The following is a 16,075-nucleotide window of genomic DNA, read 5'->3' as shown; positions in this document are numbered from 1 at the left end:
GACCACTGGGACCCTACGATCCGGGCATGGGACTCCTCACGCCGCTCGCGGTCCGCCTCGGCGCCATCTCGTGGATGCCGAAGCTGCTCCCGCAGGTCGTCTGGACCGACCGTCAACTGCACCGCCTGACCCGGGATCGCTACGGCGTCCTCGACGTCGCCGGCCTGCCGAACCTGGTGCTCACCGTCGTCGGTCGCCGCTCCGGCCTGCCCCGCTCGACGCCGTTGCTCTGTGTCCCGCACCAGGGCCGCTGGCTGGTCGCCGGCTCGTACTTCGGAGGCCCCGACATGCCGGCGTGGGTGTTCAACCTGCGCGCGGCCGGCGAGGCGACCATCCGCGTCGAGCGGACGTCGTACGTCGTGACCGCGCGGGAGCTCACCGGAGACGAGCGGAGCGCCGCGTGGCAGGTGATGCTCCGGACCTGGCCCAACTTCGCGACCTACGAGAAGCGCACCAACCGGGTGATTCCCGTCTTCGAGCTGGCCCGGAAGCCGTAGCGTTCCCCCGTGCAGCTCGGTCAACACCCCGCCCCCACCCACGCGATCGCCCACCTGAGCGACCCGCACCTGCTCGCGAACGGCGTGCGCCAGTACGGCGCGGTCGACACCGAGGCCGGCCTGCGCCGGGCCCTCGAGCGGCTGGCCCACGTCTCACCTGCTCCGCAGGCGCTGGTCTTCACCGGAGACCTGGCCGACAAGGCCGAGCCCGAGGCCTATGCGCGGCTGCGCGAGATCGTCGAACCCGCCGCCGCGGACCTCGGCGCCGAGGTGATCTGGACGATGGGCAACCACGACGAGCGAGGGGCCTACTCCCGCGGTCTGTTCGGCGTCGAGCCCGACTCCCCCGACGCCAGCCAGGACCGGGTGCACGAGGTCGACGGGCTGCGCATCGTCGCGCTCGACACCAGCGTGGTCGGCTACCACCACGGCGAGCTGAGCGACGACCAGCTCCGCTGGCTGGCCGACGTGCTGGCCACCCCGGCGCCGCACGGCACGATCGTGGCGATGCACCACCCGCCGGTGCCGACCCCGATGCTGCCGGCGGCGGAGGTGATCGAGCTCGCCGACCAGCACCTGCTCGCCGACGTGCTCCGCGGCACCGACGTCCGCACGATCCTGGCCGGCCACCTGCACTACTCGACGTACTCCACCTTCGCCGGCATCCCCGTCTCGGTGGCCTCCGCGACCTGCTACGCCTCCGACCCGGCGCCGATGCAGCGCTTCGTCTCCGGCGTGGACGGGCACCAGTCCTTCTCGATGATGCACGTGTACGACGACCGCGTCGTGCAGACGCTCGTCCCGCTGGCGCAGGCGCCGGAGCTGACCGGCTTCCCCTCCGACGTGCGCGCCCAGGTCGAGGCGCTGACGCCCGAGGAGCGGCGCGAGTTCCTGTCGAAGAAGGACTCGGACTTCAACAACGACCTGGAGTCGCACGAGCCCCGCTGACCCCAGCCATCGCCGGTCTAGAGGGCGTGGGCAACTCGGGAGGCGGACTCGACGGCGCCGCGGATCAGGCCGAGGCCGGTGCAGTCGCCCACCGGGTGGACGGGCACGCCGGGGAGCCGGGCGACCAGGGCGTCGTGCAGGGTCAGGTCGGCCTGCGCGGCTCCGGCGAGGACGACGGTGTCCGCGGCCAGGTCCCTCGTCGTGCCGCCCGCGGGCCGGAAGGACAGCCCGCCGGGAGTGATCCGCTCGACGACCGCGCCGACGTGAGCGGTGACGCCGAGCCGGTCGAGGCGGTCCATGTGCTCGGTACGGCGCTTCCAGCCGACCTCGGGCGCGAGCTCGGCGCCCTCCTCCAGGATCGTGACGAGGCGCCCGCGGTCGGCCAGGAACTCCGCCAGCTCGACCGCGACCAGGTCCCCGCCGACGAGCGCGACCCGGCGACCGACCGGCAGCCAGGCCCGGCTCGCGGCGCGCAGCAGACCGGGACGGAGCAGCCGCTGGCCGGGCAGGCGCGCGAGCCGCTCGCGGAGCTCGACGCCCCGTCGTACGTGGGGAAGCTCGGCGCCGGGCAGCGTCGGCACCTCTATCCGGGCGCCGGTGGCGACGACGACCGCGTCGGGGGCGAGGGCGGCGACGGCCTCCGGCGTCGCCTCTGCACCGAGGCGTACGTCGACCCCCGCCAGCGCGACCTCCGCGAGCAGCCAGGTCAGGAAGGGCTCGTTCTCGGGATGCACCACCGACGCCCAGACCAGGGCACCGCCGAGCCGGCCGCCTCGCTCGAGCAGCGTCACCCGGTGGCCGCGACCGGCGGCGACCCGGGCCGTCTCCAGACCGCCGGGACCGCCGCCGACGACCACCACGTGGCGGGGTCGGACGACCGGCTCGGGCAGCAGCTCCAGCTCGCGACCGGTCCGGGCGTTGACGGCGCAGTCCACCGAGAAGCGCTGCTCGAGGGAGTCGATGCAGTTCTCGCACGAGATGCAGCGGCGGACCCGGTCGCCCCGGCCGCTCGCGAGCTTGCGCGGCAGGTCGGGGTCGGCGAGCAGCGGCCGCGCCATCGCGACGAAGTCGGCCCGTCCGTCGGCCAGCACCCGCTCGGCGAGCACCGGGTCGTGCAGCCGCCCGACCGCGATCACCGGCACGTCGACGACCTGCTTGACCGCGGCGGCCGCGCCGACGTTGATTCCGTCGCCGTCGTCCGCGCCGTTGACCATCCGGGTGACCAGCCGGTCGATCACCCCGCCACTGACGTGGAACGCGGCCACCCCCGCCTCGACGAGCAGCGGGGCGGCACCCGCGGTCTCCCACACCGGCCGACCGCCGGCGACCCGCTCGTAACCCGAGATCCGCAGGGTGACCGGCAGGTCCACCTCGGCCCGGATCGCCGCCAGCACCTCCAGCAGCAACCGCAGCCGGCCCTCCGGGCTGGACCCGCGGTAGCGGTCGGTGCGCCGGTTGCGCTGCGGCGCCAGGAACGAGCCGATCATCATGTAGCCGTGCGCGGCGTGCAGCTCCAGGCCGTCGTACCCCGCCTCCGCGACGCGGCGCACCGCCGCCCGGTAGAGGTCGAGCAGCTCGACGATCTGATCCTTCGTCAGCTCCGTCGACGGCCGCCCGGTGAGGTACGACGGGATCACCGACGGGCCGAGGGACGGCACGCCGTGCATCTCGGGGCCGAGCCCGTCCGGGCCCGCGTGCACGACCTGCGGCTGGATCCGGGCACCGTGCGCGTGCACCGCCTCGACCAGCCGGCGGTGCGCGACGACGGCCTCGTCGGTGCCGAGGTGCAGACCGCCCGGGGTCTCAGGGTGGCGGTGGTCGATCCCCGTCGCGCCGAGGGTGACCAGCCCGACGCCGCCCGCGGCGCGCTCGGCGAAGTAGGCGACGGTGCGCTCCGAGGGCAGCCCGTCCGGGGTGCCGTACATCGTCTCCATCGGCGACATGACGATGCGATTGCGGGTCGTCATCGACCCGATCCGGCCCGGGCGCAGCAGGTGCGGGAAGTCGCTCACGGTGCGGATCAACGGGCGGCGTACGCCGCCTCGACGAACCGGCCGCCGAAGGCGCGGAGCGGCAGGTCGGCGCTGGTAACGATGCCGGGCGGGGCCGCGACCACGGCGGGGATCGAGTTGAGTGCCGGCATCCCGGTCACGGTCATGCCGATCGAGGCGAACGCCTCGACCGAGGAGAAGTCGGTGCCGGGCTTCGGCAGGATCAGGTGCTTGCTGTAGATCACCGGGTCGCCCTGGATCTTGGTGATGTAGCAGCCCTGGACGTCCCACTTCGGCTCGGTCAGCGGCGTCATCTGCCACTCCAGGTGCAGCTCGACGCGGGGTACGCCGGCGACCTTCCCGACGTACTGGAACGCGGCGCCGCCGACGGAGCCCTGCGGGAGGAGGTACCAGCCCAGGTCGACGTCCTTGGTGCAGGCGCCGAGCTGGTAGTCGAAGGTGACCTCGTCGAGCTCGATGCCGAAGCAGTCGGCCATCAAGTGCACCCCGTCGCCGAAGACGCGGGTGCCGATCTCCAGCAGCCGCGGCACCTCCGGGTCGTCGACGGGCCGGCCGAAGCCGCAGTTGGCCCAGGTGTCGGACGAGTGGTGGCAGGAGACGTCGACGGACTCGATGCAGGTGACATTCTCGATCTCGGCGACGTCGGCGGAGTGCACCGTGGTGAGGATCTGGGCGAGCCCGGGGTTCATGCCGGTGCCGTAGAACGTCGAGCCGCCGGCCGCGCACGCCGCCGCGATCAGCTCGGTCTCGGTGCGGCCGTCGGGGCGAGGGTGGTTGGCGTCGCGGTGGTGGCCGGTGATCCAGTCGGCCGTCGTCACGATGTCGATGCCGGCCTCGAGGACCCGGACGTAGAGGTCGACGTCGGGCCACACCCCGTGGAAGGTCAGCACGTCCGGCCGCGCCGCCAGGATCTCCTCGACCGTCCCGGTGGCCAGGACCCCGACCGGGCCGATGCCGGCGATCTCGCCCGCGTCGCGGCCGACCTTGTCGGACGAGTAGCAGTGCAGCCCGACCAGCTCCAGCTCGCGATGGTGCTGCAGCCGCTTGACCATCTCGGTGCCGACGTTGCCGGTGGCGACCTGGAAGACCCGGATCGGACGCTGGAGTGCCATGACGCGGAACCTAGACCCGTCGTTCTTTCGGGACAAGGGCTGTCCGGAATCCCGCGGGGCGCGCCGGGTCGCCCGCCCCACCGCTCAGGTCGCCTCGTGCGGGATGACCAGCACCTGCAGGACCCGCTGGGCGATCGACCCGGACCGGGCGGCGACCACGAGGCGGCGGCCCGCGGCCTCCGCGCCGCGCATCGAGCCGACCAGGACCGAGACCGCCTGGGAGCAGACGTACGACGCGTCGCTGAGGTCGACGGTCAGCTCGGCGGCCGCGCCGTGGATCTCGAGCGCGCTGCGCAGGGCCGGGACACCGAGCTCGTCGAGGTCGCCCTCGACGCGGAGCCGGTCGGCGCCGTCGGGCTCGATCCGACAGGAGGGAAGGGGCACGGCGCCACCGTAGCCACCCCTCCTTCACCGCGGGCCGGCGGAAGGTCATCCATCTCGGCCACCCCCCGCGCGGCGCGCCGGTCTAGCACGATTGCGCATCTTCCCTATAGATCGGATAAAGTCGAGCAACTTAGTACGTCTTAATGAACGAGGAGTGCTCATGGGACCGGTCATCGGCTACGTGCCGGGCGTCTACGACCTCTTCCACGTGGGTCACCTCAACGCGCTGCGTCAGGCCCGCTCGAGGTGCGACGTGCTGGTCGCCGGCGTCGTCTCGGACGAGGTGTGCGAGCAGAAGAAGGGCGTGCGCCCGTTCGTACCCCTCGCCGAGCGGCTCGAGATCGTGGACGCGATCGGCATCGTCGACGCCGTCTTCGCCGAGACCACGGCCGACAAGGCCGACGCCTGGCGGCAGGTGGGCTTCCACCGGCTCTTCAAGGGTGACGACTGGCAGGGCACGGCGAAGGGCGATGCCCTGGTGGTCCAGATGCAGGAGCTGGGCGTCGAGATCGCCTGGTTCCCCTACACGCTGCAGACCTCGAGCACGGCGCTGCGCTCGGTCATCGGCAGCGCCCTCGCCGGATGACCGCGACCGTCACCGACGACGGCGTCTGGCTCGACTCCCCGCACCCCACCCCCCTGGTCGTCACCCTGGACGGTCGCTACGTCTGGTCCTTCACCCCGTTGCGTGACGGGCGGCCGGAGGGCTCCGGGCTGCTCGTCGAGTGGCCGTCGGCACTGACGTCGTACCTCCACGGGCGCAGCGCGGTCCGGGTCGCCGACGTCGACGGCGGGCGGGCGGTCTTCGACGACGAGGTGGTGCTCGGGACGCCGGCCGACGAGCTGGCCCGGGTGCGGGTCGAGGACCGGCACGGCAACCCGCTGGCCATCGACAAGGTCGGCCACCTGTGCCGGGCCTTCGACGACACCGACGAGGCGATCCGCGAGGAGATCCTGCACGGCACCCGCCGCGCGCTCGACGACCTGCGCGAGCACGCCGGTGTCGAGGCCTACCTGAACTACGGCGCCCTGCTCGGCGCCGTGCGCGACGGGGCGATGATCGCCCACGACTCCGACACCGACGTCTGCTACCTCTCGCGGCATGCCTCGCCGGCCGACGTGATCCTGGAGTCGTTCCACGTCGAGCGGGTGATGCGCTCGCGCGGCTGGCGCTGCATCCGGATGTCCGGCGGCGACGTGAAGCTGCTGCTGCCGCTCTCCGACGGCCGCGAGTGCCACATCGACATCTTCGTCGCGTTCTACGTCGGCGACACCTTCTTCCAACTCGGCAACCGCAGCGGGACGCTGCCCGTCTCCGCGATCCTGCCGGTCTCGACGATCGAGCTGCACGGCGTCGAGTTCCCGGCACCGGCCGACCCCGAGGCGATGCTGGCCTTCGTCTACGGGCCGAGCTGGCGGGTCCCCGACCCGTCGTTCAAGTACGCCGACCCGCCCGCCGGCATCCGTCGCCTCGACGGGTGGCTGCGCGGGTTCCGCACCCAGGTCGGGACCTGGACCGACCTGCACCGCCGCGGCCCCTCCGCGCCGACCCGGCGCTCGGACTTCGCCGGCTGGGTGCACAGCCAGCTGCCGCGCCACGCGCCCGTCGTCGACCTCGGGTGCGGCACCGGTCGCGACGCGCTCTGGTACGCCCGGACCGGGCGTCCCGTCCTCGCCGTCGACTTCGCGCGGGCCGCCCGCAGCGTGTTCCAGCAGCGGGCCCGGCGCCTCGACGTGGAGGTGCCGTTCGAGGTCGTCGCCCTCGGGGACCTGCGAGCCGTGCTGACGCTGGGCGCCGACCTGGCCCGCAGACCCCACCACGTGCACGCCCGCCAGCTGGTCGGTGCCCTCGACGAGGCCGAGCGCGCCAACCTGTGGCGACTGTGCCGGATGACCGGACGCACCTCGTTCCTCGAGCTGGCCATCGCCGGGCCCGGGCTGCCGGAGCCGGTGGGCCCGGCCCGACGCGTCGACCTGGACGCGCTGGTGGCCGAGATCGAGGCGGCCGGCGGGGTCGTCGAGCACCAGGAGGTCGGTCCCGGCACCGACCTGGTCGGCCGGCCCGATCCGGCCGTCGCCCGGCTCCGGCTCGGCTGGCCCCGTCGCGGGCCGTCCCGTCGCGGGTCGTCCCGAACCACCCAGAGCAGCACCCCGAGAAGCAAGCACAGGAGCGACGCATGAGTGCCGTCCCGTTCAGCGCCGTCCAGTCCCGGGCCCGGATCGCCCGCGACCGCTGGGAGCAGTTGCGCCCCCGCCCCGTCTCCGTCCGCGCCCGGCTGGCCGCGCTGGAGGAGGAGGCGCAGGAGAACCGTCAGCTCAACCGGCGCATCGCCGAGCTCACCGACGTGGTCACCGAGCTGCTCATCCCGCTGTCCGAGCGCGACGAGGACCGGGTCGCCGAGGTGCTGGCGGCCTACCGCGCCGGGCAGGCCTAACGCCTCCCGGACGGCGAGGTCGCCCGCGCCGTCCGCCGCAGGTCCACCGACTCGTCGGCGAACAGCGCGGGGTCGACGACGGCGCCGGACTCGATGAGCAGCATCGCCCCGCGCAGGTCGCGGGGCCGGTTCAGCGAGACCGCGCCCACGACCCGGCCGGCGTCGAGGTGGAGGGTGCACGAGTCGCCGTCGCCGCCGCGTCGTACGACGTCGCGGCCGCGGGCCGGGACGCCCGCGACCTGCAGGCGCACCTCGCCCTGGTCGGACCAGAACCAGGCCACCGGCGGCGCCGGCGGTGCCAGCCCCAGCATCGTGTGGGCCGCCGCGACCCCCTGCACCTGGGCGCTCTGCCACTGCTCGACCCGGACCCGGCCGCCGTGCCACGGGTCCGGGGAGCAGGCGACGTCCCCGGCGGCGAGCACGTGCGGGTTCGACGTCGTCTGACCGGCGTCGGTGAGGACGCCGTCGCCGACCTCGAGACCGGCGGCGCGGGCGAGCTCGTCGGCCGGCGTCATGCCGATGCCCACGACCACGCAGCTCGCCGCGATCCGCCGGCCGTCGGTGAGGACGACCTCCCGGACCCGGTCGTCGCCGGCGATCGTGGCGACCCCGAGTCCGAGCTCGACGCGGATCCCGCTCGCGCGGTGGGCCCGGGCGACCTGCTCGCCGGCCGTGGCCGGGACGGCCCGGGCCAGCAGCCGGTCGGCCGCCTCGACGACGGTGACCTCGCAGCCCAGCGCGCGCGCCGCCGCCGCGACCTCCAGGCCGATGAAGCCGCCGCCCAAGACGACGACCGGTCCCCCGGCGACCAGCAGCGTGCGCAGCCGCTCGGCGTCCTCCCGGGTCCGCAGCACGGTGACTCCGGGCAGGTCGGCGCCCGGGACCCGCAGCGCGCGGGCCCGGCCGCCCGTGGCGAGCAGCACCCGGTCGACGGGCACCCGGATCCCGGACTCGAGCGTCAGCCGGCCGGAATCGACGTCGAGGTCCGTGACGCGGTCGCCCAGCACCAGCTCGAGGTCCAGCTCGGCGACGAGCTCGGGGCCGAGGAGCTCGGTCCGGGCGCTCTCCCGGGTGCCGAGCAGCACCTCCTTGGACAGCGGCGGCCGGTCGTAGGGCGCGTGCGGCTCGTCGGTGACCAGCAGCAGCCGGCCGTCGTACCCCTGGGCGCGCAGGGTCTGCGCGGCCCAGAAGGCGGCGAGGCCGCCGCCGACCAGGCCGATCGAGCTCGGCGGTGTGAGATCCATGGGGCAGGTCTACCGACGCCGGGTCGAGCACGCCGCGCGGCGCGTTCCGGTGCGCCGAACGGCGCCGTTGGTCCGGCCCGGTCGCGGCGCTCAGGGTGGGTCCGTGCCCCTCCGGATCCTGCATCGCCTCACGCTGCCCGCCACCGCCACCGCCAGCGCCACCGCCACCGGCCGGCTGGCCGCTGAGGCCGTCGCCGCCCGCTCGTTGCCCGGCTGCCGCGAGGCCGAGGCGTACCGCAGCCTGAGCTCCCCCGACCAGGTCGCGGTCGTCCAGCTGTGGGAGGACGAGGACGCCCACGACGCGTACGCCGCCGCGGTCGCCGACGGCGCGGTCGCCTCGCTGCCGGCCGAGCTGGCCAGCCGCGACGAGGCGGGCACCGAGGCCTACGCCCACGAGTACGCCGCGCCCGTCGAGGGCGTCTGGACCGCCGCCTCGCAGAGCGCCGGTCGGCGCATCGTGTGGCCCGCGCGCGGGGCGGTGCGGATCGTGATCCAGTCCTGCTTCGCCGACCCCGACGCCGAGGCGCCCGGCCTCCTCGCCAACGAGGCCGAGACCCGGCGCGAGCCGGGCTGCCTGGAGTTCGCCTGGATGCGCGGGGTCGAGGACCCGCGACACATCCTGCTGCTGGAGCTGTGGGAGTCCCAGCGGATCTACGACCAGCACTGGCTCCTGCGCCGCCGCAGCGGCAGCGGCGGCCCGGCCCGGGTCCGGGCCGAGCGCACGTTCGGCAGCAACGGCGCCGAGTTCTACCGCCAGCAGGAGTTCCGCCTGCTCTACGACCGCTGGCTGCCGCGCGCCGAGGACGCCTGGTCCACCACGGTCGACTGGCCGGCCTGACCCACGACCGACGTACCCCCGCGACGAGAGGACCACGATGACCTGGCTGAAGGTGTGTGCCGCGACCGAGATCGAGGACGGCGAGGGGTTCAAGGTCGACTCGGTGCGCCCGCCGATCGCGCTCTTCCACCTCGACGGCGAGTTCTATGCGACCGCCGACACCTGCTCCCATGCCGACTCCTCGCTCTCGGAGGGGTACGTCGAGGACGGCGAGGTCGAGTGCGTGTGGCACATGGCGAAGTTCTGCCTGCGCACCGGCGCGGCGAAGACCCTCCCGGCGACCGGACCGATCCGGACCTACGAGGTCAGGGTCGAGGACGGCGAGATCCACGTGCTGCTCGACGACAGCGTGATCGCGCTGCCCGCGTGAGGGTCCCGCTCGGCGACACCGGGCCGGCCGTGTCCCGGCTGGCGATCGGGACGGCCACCTTCGGGGTGGCCCCGCGGGCGGAGGACGTCGACCGGCTGGTCGGAGCCGCCCTGGACGCCGGGATCAACCTGCTCGACACCGCCAGCTCGTACGGCGACCAGGCCCGCTTCGACCGCCCCGGCCGGCCGGCCGCGACGGAGCGGGCCTCGGCCGAGGAGCTGCTCGGCCGGGTGCTCGGAGCGCGTCGCGACGAGGTGGTGCTCTGCACCAAGGTCGGCGAGCGGATCCTCGACGGCCCCGACGGTGCGGGGCTCGGTCGCACGCACGTGCGGCGCGCGCTGGAGCGCAGCCTGCGCCGGCTGCGCACCGACCACGTGGACGTCCTGCACGCCCACCACCCCGACCCGACCGTCCCGGTCGACGAGCTGCTGCTGACTTTCGACGAGCTGATCCGTGACGGCTCGATCCGGCACTACGGGATCTCGACGTACGCCGGCTGGCAGGCCACCGAGGTCGTGCTGCGCGCCGACGCCCTCGGCGTACCCCGTCCGGCCGTGCACCAGGTCCGCTACAGCGCCCGGCACCGCCAGGTCGAGTCGGAGGTGCTGCCCGCCTGCCGCCATCTCGGCGTGCCGGTGACCGCGTTCAGCCCGCTGGCCGGCGGTCTGCTCGCCGCCGGCACCGCGGAGCGCACCCACCTGGGCTCCGCCCGCTGGCAGGGGCCGGGACCGGACGCCGACGACCGCCGCTTCGCCGCCGCCTTCGCCGCGGTGGCCGACGCGCACGGCCTCGACCCCGCGGTGCTCGCGCTCGCCTGGGTGCTCGCCCAGGAGGGCGTCGTCAGCGCCGTGATCGGACCGGAGTCGGTCGAGGAGCTGGCCGCGCTGAACCCGGCCATGACGGTGGACCTGGACAGCGAGGTCCGGGACGCCGTCGGGATACTCCGTCACACCAGCGGGGTCTGAAGGCGGGATTCCCACCCCTGTGTGACGGAGTACCCCACCTTCCTGCCCAGCCGGCGGTCTGGTCCGGTCGACTCCTGCGGAACTCCGACGGCGTCAACTGGTTCTGGTTCGGCGACGAGAGCTGGCGGCGCACCGACGACGGTCCCGAGGCCGATACACGCTCGTGGCAGGTCCTCTACGGGTACGCCGAGCTCAGCGACGCCGACCACCTGGAGTACACCCTGGACGGCGAGGTCGTCGCCACCTACCGGCGGGCCGAGCACGCACCCGGCTGCGCCTGAGGCGGCGCCCCCGCCCGGACCTCAGAAGAACGAGCTGAGGTTCTTGATCAGCAGGGTCGCCATGTCGAACCGGATCTCGCGGTGCGCCAGCTCGAAGCCCGCTGCCCCGTCCGCGCGCCGGATCACGTCCCGGCGCTGACCGACGATCTCGTCCTGGTCGCGCTCGCTCCGGGTGCGGTAGACCACGAAGTTCGACGACACGGCGTACTCCCCCGGCCGGTCGGTCTCGAAGACCCGCACGTTGCTGACCAGGTGCCGGGTGCGCGAGGGCGGGTCCTCGGCCCACGCCATGTGGGTGGCCAGCCGCTCCACCCGCTGCACCATGTCGGCCCGCGTCTCCTCGAAGTACGCCGAGCCGCCCGGCGCCGCGGTCTCGTGCCTGCGCTCGCGGTAGACCCGGTTCTCGCGGGTCGGCGACCAGTAGTACAGGTCCTCGGCGAGCAGCTCGAGCCACTCCTCGAAGCGCCACTCGTCGAGCAGGTCGGCCTCCAGGTAGAGGAACTGTGCGACGGCGTGGGTGGTCTCGGCGTCGGCGGGCCGCACCGAGCCGTGCTTGATCAGGATGTCCATCGTCGTCTCCGTGGCGATCACACGACCGCGGCCAGGGCCGCGAAGTCGATGACGTAGTGGGGCCGGACCAGGTGCGGCTCGGCGGCGAAGTGGCGACAGGTCGCCTCCAGCATCCAGCCGCCCAGGTCGGGGGCGGTGTCGTAGTAGACGAACTCGCCGGAGCCGCCGACGAGCGTCGAGCCCATGGCCAGCGGCACGCCGATCGAGTCGAGCCACTCCCGGTTGGCGTCCCACAGCTCCTCGTCGGCGGTGACCGACAGCAGCAGGTGGTGCACGCCCTCGCCGTACAGGTCGCGGAACTCCCGGTTGTAGTGGCTCGGGCCGAGCGTCGGCTCGATGATCTCGAAGCCGAAGTCCCGGAACGGCGCGAGGCCGGTGTAGTACTCGTGGTCGACGTCCTCGCCGCGGTAGAACGGCCGGTCCAGCAGGCCCGGCTCGGTGCGCCAGTCGCGCATCCGGAACTGCTCGATGCCGAAGACCTCGTGGTAGCGCTCGATGGTCTCCACGACGTTCTCGACCACGACGCCGAAGTGCCCGACGCCCTGCACCGGCAGCGGGCCGACGCCCGCCGGCCGCTCGTAGGTCCCGGAGTGGTCCCAGACCTCGTCGGCCGGCAGTACCGGGCGCTCCTCGTCGCTCACGACGACCTCGACGTGGTAGCCGCCGAGCACCTTGCGGGTGTCGACGAAGTGCCGCTCGACGACGCCGTCGACCGTCATCGAGGCCGAGACCCTGATGCCGGCCGCGGCCAGCCGCTCGCGGATCACCGCGAACTCCGCCCGGGTGGCGACACTCAGGGTCAGGTGGCTGATGCCCTGCCTGCGGCGGAAGCGCAGCTCGTGGAAGGGCGTCTCGCCGGTCAGCGGCTGGACCAGCTCGAAGGTCACCGGTACGCCGTCCGGCCCGGGCGAGACCCCGGCCTCGCGGGCCGCGCCGTGCGTCGTACCGGTGGCGGTGCGGAACGACGCCTCGACGCGTCGGCCGTGGGAGGTCACGTCGCTGAGCCGGTCGGCCCCGAGCTCGCGCACCTCCCAGGTGTCGATGCCGAGGATCTCGGCGTAGCGGCGGGTGGCCCGCTCGAGGTCGTCGACGACGACCCCGATCGAGATCAGCCGCTCCACGGGCAGCAGTGCGCTCATCGACTCACTCCGTTCTTGTCGAGCGGGCGAGCCGTCACGGGCTCGTCTCGCTCCCGCTTGCGCTCGATGACGTCGGCCCAGGTCGGCGACATCATCAGGTCGAGGTAGTGGCGGTACATCCCACGCGAGCCCTCGTCGGCGTACGGGTGGTCGACGGTGAGGCCGGGCAGGCCGTGCTGGTCGCGCCTCGCCTCGCCCATCCGCATCGTGTAGACGAGCGGGCTGCGGCGGGCCATGTAGCCGCGCATGATCCGCTGCTCCTCGACCCAGTTCTCGGCGTCGTCCTGCTCGAAGAGGCCGCCGGGGCTGAAGGTGCGCAGCACCTTGACCCGGATCTCCTCCTTCAGCTCGGCCGGCGCGTCGGCCGGGACCATCGTCCAGGCCCAGACCTCGAACTCGTCCGGGCCGCGCGGGTGGGTGACCCGGATGGTGCCGTTATGCAGGAACATGAAGTTCGGGAAGATGTTGGCGTGGCCGCGGACGCCGTCGGCCCGGCGCTCGCCGACCCGCTCGACGACCTCCTCGCGGTGGTCCGCGAGCCAGGCGTCGCCGACCGAGGCGCGGCGGGTGTTGCCGCCGACGTCCCACCACCCGGTGCCGTGCCCGAAGGTGCCGCTGAACTGGTGCCCCTCGCGGTCCGGCGTCGGGCCGATCCCCATCACCTGCTTGGCCGACACGTGGGTGACGTCGCCGTGGTACATGTCGGACGAGGGCTGCTCGGCGTTGAGCTTCCAGTTCGCCCCGATCACCCACTTGTGCACCGCGATCGCCTCGAAGCCCGACGCGTAGCGGTCGAAGTGCGCGTCGAAGTACCACGCCATGTCGCCGAGGTAGTCCGTCAGCGAGGGCGCCTCGGCGTCCCAGGTGCCGAACCAGAAGCCGCGGTAGCTCTCCAGCCGGGCCACCGGTCGCGGCCCCCAGTCCGACTTGTCGAAGACCTCGGGCCGGTACGCCGTCTCCTCGTGCGGCACCTCGATCAGGTTGCCGGCGGTGTCGTACACCCAGCCGTGGAAGGAGCACATGAACGCCTTGGCGTTGCCGCGGTCGGCCCGGCAGATCCGCATGCCGCGGTGCCGGCACTGGTTGAGGAACGCCTTCACGCCGCCGTCGCGCTGGCGCACGACCACGACCGGGTCCTCGCCGATGTAGGTCTGGATGAAGTCGCCGCGCTTGGGGATCATCGAGTCGTGGGCCAGGAAGACCCAGGACCGGGCCCAGACCCGCTCCAGCTCCTGCTCGTAGATCTCCGCACTGTGGAAGATCTCGCCCTGGATCTCCCCGCGGTCGACGTCGATGAATCGGCTGACGTCGGTCGTCACTGCTTGCCTCCTGGAGGGGCCGTCGTTGGTGCCCTCACCCTCCGGCCGCCCCGGACGCCGCGCCAACGGACGCGTTCGGCACCCCGGAACGACCGCCTCACCTGGCGGAAATCGCGGTACGTCGGCCGCCGCCGGTCAGCACAGTGGTCACGTGACGGAACCGGTTCAACGCCAGAGCGCGGTCGCGAAGGCCGGCACGATCCTGCAGGCCTTCCGCGGTCCCGAGCGGGTCGTCGGCGTCAGCGAGCTGGCGCGCCGAACCGGCCTGTGGAAGTCCACCATCCACCGCACGCTCGGCGAGCTGGAGGCGATCGGCCTGGTCGAGCGCGAGGGCACCGGCTACCGGCTCGGCCTCCAGCTCTTCGAGCTCGGAGTCCGGGTCGGCGCCTACCGCCCCGGCGGCCTGCGCGACCTGGCCATCGGCGAGCTCAGCCAGCTGCACGTCGCCACCGGGCTGACGGCCTACCTCGCGGTGCTCGAGGGCACCGAGATCGTCTATCTGGAGAAGGTCCACCACCGGCGCACCGCGCGGCTGTCCCGGCCGGTGACCAGTCCCGGCGTCCGGCTCCCCGCGACCTGCTCCGCACTCGGCAAGGCGATGCTCGCGTACGCCGCCCCGGAGGTCGTCGGCGAGCAGTTCCGCGACGGTCTGCCGCGGCGGACGGCGTACTCCATCGGCGAGCCGGGGCGGCTGCTGCGCGAGCTGAGCACGATCCGGGAGACGGGCACGGCTCGGGAGCACGAGGAGATGGCCGTCGGAGCGGTCTCCGTCGCCTCACCGCTGCTCGCCCACGAGACGGCCGTCGCCGCGATCTCGCTGTCCGGTCCCGCCCTCGGCGTGGGCTGGGACCGCTCTGCCGCGCTGGTCGCGGCGGCCGCCGCGCGGATCAGCGCGCGGCTCTCCCCTGCCGGGGGCTGAGCCACCGCACGCCCGGGAACGAGAACACGGCCCTGCCCGAGGGGGGAGAGGGCAGGACCGTGTCGCTGAGGAGGGGGCTCAGACGCCCTCGGGACGCTTGTGACCCCAGTAGTGGGCGGAGTCGTAGCGGACCGGCAGCCAGGACTCGTCGTCGATCAGGATGCCGCCGACGCCGAACTCGATGCCGAAGCCCGAGGGGCTGCGGACGTAGAACGAGATCATCTCGTCGTTGGTGTGCTTGCCCAGCGTGGACAGGATCGTCACGCCGGCGTCCTGGACGGCGTCCCACTGGCGACCGAGCAGGTCGAGGTCGTCGATCTCGAACATGAAGTGACCGATGCCCGCCTTGCGGTGCGGGGCGTTCGCGAACGCGAACGAGTGGTGCCGCGGGTTGCAGTGCAGGAAGGTGCCGAGGTCGCCCGGCATCTCGATGTGGTCGCTGAGGCGGAACCCGAGGATCTCGCGGAACAGCCTGTTGTACGCGTCGTTGCCCTGGTGCAGCGCCTGGAAGGCGTGACCGAAGCCGAGGTCGCCGGCGACGAACCTCGCCCCGATCGGGGACACGAACTTCTCCGTGGTGCTCTTCAGGCCCCAGAACAGCTCGTGGTCGATGATGTCCTCGGGGTCGCGGAAGCGGACCACGTCCACGACCTTGCGCTCCTCGATGAGCTCCGGGGTGCCCTGCTCGACGGCGTAGCCGGCCTCGGTGAGGCGGGCGGTCAGCTCGGCGAGCGCCTCCGGGCCGCCGACGTCCCAGCCCAGCGCGAGGGCCCCGCCCTCGTCGGCACGACGTACGTCGAGGCGGTAGGCGTAGTGGTCCATCCGGAGCAGCAGCCGGTCGTCGTCACGGTGCGCCACCTGCAGCCCGAGCAGGCCGGAACCGAACTCCACCCACTCGTCCAGGTTGGTCGCGGTGATCACCGCGTACCCCAGGGCCTTGACCTTCGCGTGCATGTCGTTCTCCTCGTCTAGAAGTCCTGGTGTGATCCTGCGCCCCGGCGCCGGACGCTCCCAGTGCTCGTGGCACGGAGCGGAAAAGGAC

At 73.2% G+C, this 16,075-nt stretch carries 17 protein-coding genes; 9 read left to right on the top strand and 8 right to left on the bottom strand.

Annotation, left to right across the window (positions count from 1 at the left end; translation table 11 throughout):
* Positions 1-26 precede the first annotated feature (26 nt).
* On the top strand, positions 27-497 hold the full coding sequence (locus MUB56_RS08080) for a nitroreductase family deazaflavin-dependent oxidoreductase (RefSeq protein WP_244931390.1): 471 nt from the start codon (positions 27-29) through the stop codon (positions 495-497).
* A 9-nt stretch (positions 498-506) separates the two neighbouring features.
* Entirely contained in the window at positions 507-1,445 is a 939-nt protein-coding gene (locus MUB56_RS08075) for a phosphodiesterase (protein WP_244931389.1), read from the top strand.
* A gap of 17 nt (positions 1,446-1,462) precedes the next feature.
* Here MUB56_RS08075 and MUB56_RS08070 read toward each other — a convergent pair whose 3' ends face one another.
* The 3 genes from MUB56_RS08070 to MUB56_RS08060 all read right to left on the bottom strand — a co-directional run bounded on the left by MUB56_RS08070 (position 1,463) and on the right by MUB56_RS08060 (position 4,953).
* Positions 1,463-3,457, bottom strand: coding sequence for an FAD-dependent oxidoreductase (locus MUB56_RS08070; RefSeq protein WP_244931388.1), 1,995 nt, complete (start codon positions 3,455-3,457; stop codon positions 1,463-1,465).
* 8 nt (positions 3,458-3,465) lie between these two features.
* Positions 3,466-4,569: a hypothetical protein gene (locus tag MUB56_RS08065; RefSeq protein ID WP_244931387.1), complete on the bottom strand. Its 1,104-nt coding sequence runs from the start codon at positions 4,567-4,569 to the stop codon at positions 3,466-3,468.
* Positions 4,570-4,653: 84 nt separating this feature from the next.
* Complete coding sequence (locus tag MUB56_RS08060) at positions 4,654-4,953, bottom strand: STAS domain-containing protein (RefSeq protein WP_244931386.1); 300 nt, start codon at positions 4,951-4,953, stop codon at positions 4,654-4,656.
* A gap of 160 nt (positions 4,954-5,113) precedes the next feature.
* On the opposite strand from MUB56_RS08060, the gene MUB56_RS08055 reads away from it, so the two are divergent.
* Genes MUB56_RS08055 through MUB56_RS08045 form a run of 3 tightly spaced genes read left to right on the top strand, consistent with a single transcriptional unit; the run spans position 5,114 to position 7,388 of the window.
* The gene (locus MUB56_RS08055; RefSeq protein ID WP_244931385.1) at positions 5,114-5,539 is read left to right on the top strand and encodes an adenylyltransferase/cytidyltransferase family protein; all 426 of its coding nucleotides are present in this window, start codon (positions 5,114-5,116) and stop codon (positions 5,537-5,539) included.
* Positions 5,536-7,134, top strand: coding sequence for a class I SAM-dependent methyltransferase (locus tag MUB56_RS08050; protein WP_244931384.1), 1,599 nt, complete (start codon positions 5,536-5,538; stop codon positions 7,132-7,134). The genes MUB56_RS08055 and MUB56_RS08050 overlap by 4 nt, the downstream gene beginning before the upstream one ends.
* Entirely contained in the window at positions 7,131-7,388 is a 258-nt protein-coding gene (locus MUB56_RS08045) for a DUF6752 domain-containing protein (RefSeq protein ID WP_244931383.1), read from the top strand. The genes MUB56_RS08050 and MUB56_RS08045 overlap by 4 nt, the downstream gene beginning before the upstream one ends.
* Here the strand turns inward: MUB56_RS08045 and MUB56_RS08040 are convergent.
* Positions 7,385-8,632: an FAD-dependent oxidoreductase gene (locus MUB56_RS08040; RefSeq protein ID WP_244931382.1), complete on the bottom strand. Its 1,248-nt coding sequence runs from the start codon at positions 8,630-8,632 to the stop codon at positions 7,385-7,387. The two genes, MUB56_RS08045 and MUB56_RS08040, sit on opposite strands and share 4 nt — an antisense overlap.
* A gap of 103 nt (positions 8,633-8,735) precedes the next feature.
* Here MUB56_RS08040 and MUB56_RS08035 point away from each other — a divergent pair, with 103 nt between their 5' ends.
* The 3 genes from MUB56_RS08035 to MUB56_RS08025 are packed head-to-tail and all read left to right on the top strand — an operon-like array spanning position 8,736 to position 10,805.
* Complete coding sequence (locus MUB56_RS08035; RefSeq protein WP_244931381.1) at positions 8,736-9,470, top strand: antibiotic biosynthesis monooxygenase; 735 nt, start codon at positions 8,736-8,738, stop codon at positions 9,468-9,470.
* 37 nt (positions 9,471-9,507) lie between these two features.
* The gene (locus tag MUB56_RS08030; RefSeq protein WP_244931380.1) at positions 9,508-9,840 is read left to right on the top strand and encodes a bifunctional 3-phenylpropionate/cinnamic acid dioxygenase ferredoxin subunit; all 333 of its coding nucleotides are present in this window, start codon (positions 9,508-9,510) and stop codon (positions 9,838-9,840) included.
* The gene (locus MUB56_RS08025; RefSeq protein ID WP_244931379.1) at positions 9,837-10,805 is read left to right on the top strand and encodes an aldo/keto reductase; all 969 of its coding nucleotides are present in this window, start codon (positions 9,837-9,839) and stop codon (positions 10,803-10,805) included. Before MUB56_RS08030 ends, MUB56_RS08025 begins: the two co-directional genes overlap by 4 nt.
* 302 nt (positions 10,806-11,107) lie before the next feature.
* Here MUB56_RS08025 and MUB56_RS08020 read toward each other — a convergent pair whose 3' ends face one another.
* Genes MUB56_RS08020 through MUB56_RS08010 form a run of 3 tightly spaced genes read right to left on the bottom strand, consistent with a single transcriptional unit; the run spans position 11,108 to position 14,114 of the window.
* A complete protein-coding gene (locus tag MUB56_RS08020; protein ID WP_244931378.1) occupies positions 11,108-11,656 on the bottom strand; it encodes a 3-phenylpropionate/cinnamic acid dioxygenase subunit beta in 549 nt (182 codons plus the stop codon).
* Positions 11,657-11,673: 17 nt separating this feature from the next.
* A complete protein-coding gene (locus MUB56_RS08015) occupies positions 11,674-12,795 on the bottom strand; it encodes a VOC family protein (protein ID WP_244931377.1) in 1,122 nt (373 codons plus the stop codon).
* Complete coding sequence (locus MUB56_RS08010; protein WP_244931376.1) at positions 12,792-14,114, bottom strand: aromatic ring-hydroxylating dioxygenase subunit alpha; 1,323 nt, start codon at positions 14,112-14,114, stop codon at positions 12,792-12,794. The genes MUB56_RS08015 and MUB56_RS08010 overlap by 4 nt, the downstream gene beginning before the upstream one ends.
* Positions 14,115-14,265: 151 nt before the next feature.
* On the opposite strand from MUB56_RS08010, the gene MUB56_RS08005 reads away from it, so the two are divergent.
* Positions 14,266-15,033 (top strand): IclR family transcriptional regulator, encoded by a 768-nt coding sequence (locus MUB56_RS08005; protein ID WP_244931375.1) that lies wholly within the window; start codon positions 14,266-14,268, stop codon positions 15,031-15,033.
* A gap of 78 nt (positions 15,034-15,111) precedes the next feature.
* Here MUB56_RS08005 and MUB56_RS08000 read toward each other — a convergent pair whose 3' ends face one another.
* The gene (locus MUB56_RS08000; RefSeq protein WP_244931374.1) at positions 15,112-15,987 is read right to left on the bottom strand and encodes a VOC family protein; all 876 of its coding nucleotides are present in this window, start codon (positions 15,985-15,987) and stop codon (positions 15,112-15,114) included.
* Positions 15,988-16,075: the final 88 nt, after the last annotated feature.

This window comes from Nocardioides sp. W7 (genome assembly GCF_022919075.1).
Taxonomy (GTDB): Bacteria; Actinomycetota; Actinomycetes; order Propionibacteriales; family Nocardioidaceae; genus Nocardioides.
Note: the sequence above shows the minus strand (reverse complement) of the source record. Positions and strands in the feature narration are given on the sequence as shown.

Coding starts and splice junctions, on each gene's coding strand:
- MUB56_RS08080 (WP_244931390.1), top strand. CDS start 27: ATGGGACTCCTCACGCCGCTCGCGGTCCGCCTCGGCGCCATCTCGTGG.
- MUB56_RS08065 (WP_244931387.1), bottom strand. CDS start 4,569: ATGGCACTCCAGCGTCCGATCCGGGTCTTCCAGGTCGCCACCGGCAAC.
- MUB56_RS08055 (WP_244931385.1), top strand. CDS start 5,114: ATGGGACCGGTCATCGGCTACGTGCCGGGCGTCTACGACCTCTTCCAC.
- MUB56_RS08050 (WP_244931384.1), top strand. CDS start 5,536: ATGACCGCGACCGTCACCGACGACGGCGTCTGGCTCGACTCCCCGCAC.
- MUB56_RS08045 (WP_244931383.1), top strand. CDS start 7,131: ATGAGTGCCGTCCCGTTCAGCGCCGTCCAGTCCCGGGCCCGGATCGCC.
- MUB56_RS08040 (WP_244931382.1), bottom strand. CDS start 8,632: ATGGATCTCACACCGCCGAGCTCGATCGGCCTGGTCGGCGGCGGCCTC.
- MUB56_RS08030 (WP_244931380.1), top strand. CDS start 9,508: ATGACCTGGCTGAAGGTGTGTGCCGCGACCGAGATCGAGGACGGCGAG.
- MUB56_RS08020 (WP_244931378.1), bottom strand. CDS start 11,656: ATGGACATCCTGATCAAGCACGGCTCGGTGCGGCCCGCCGACGCCGAG.
- MUB56_RS08015 (WP_244931377.1), bottom strand. CDS start 12,795: ATGAGCGCACTGCTGCCCGTGGAGCGGCTGATCTCGATCGGGGTCGTC.
- MUB56_RS08000 (WP_244931374.1), bottom strand. CDS start 15,987: ATGCACGCGAAGGTCAAGGCCCTGGGGTACGCGGTGATCACCGCGACC.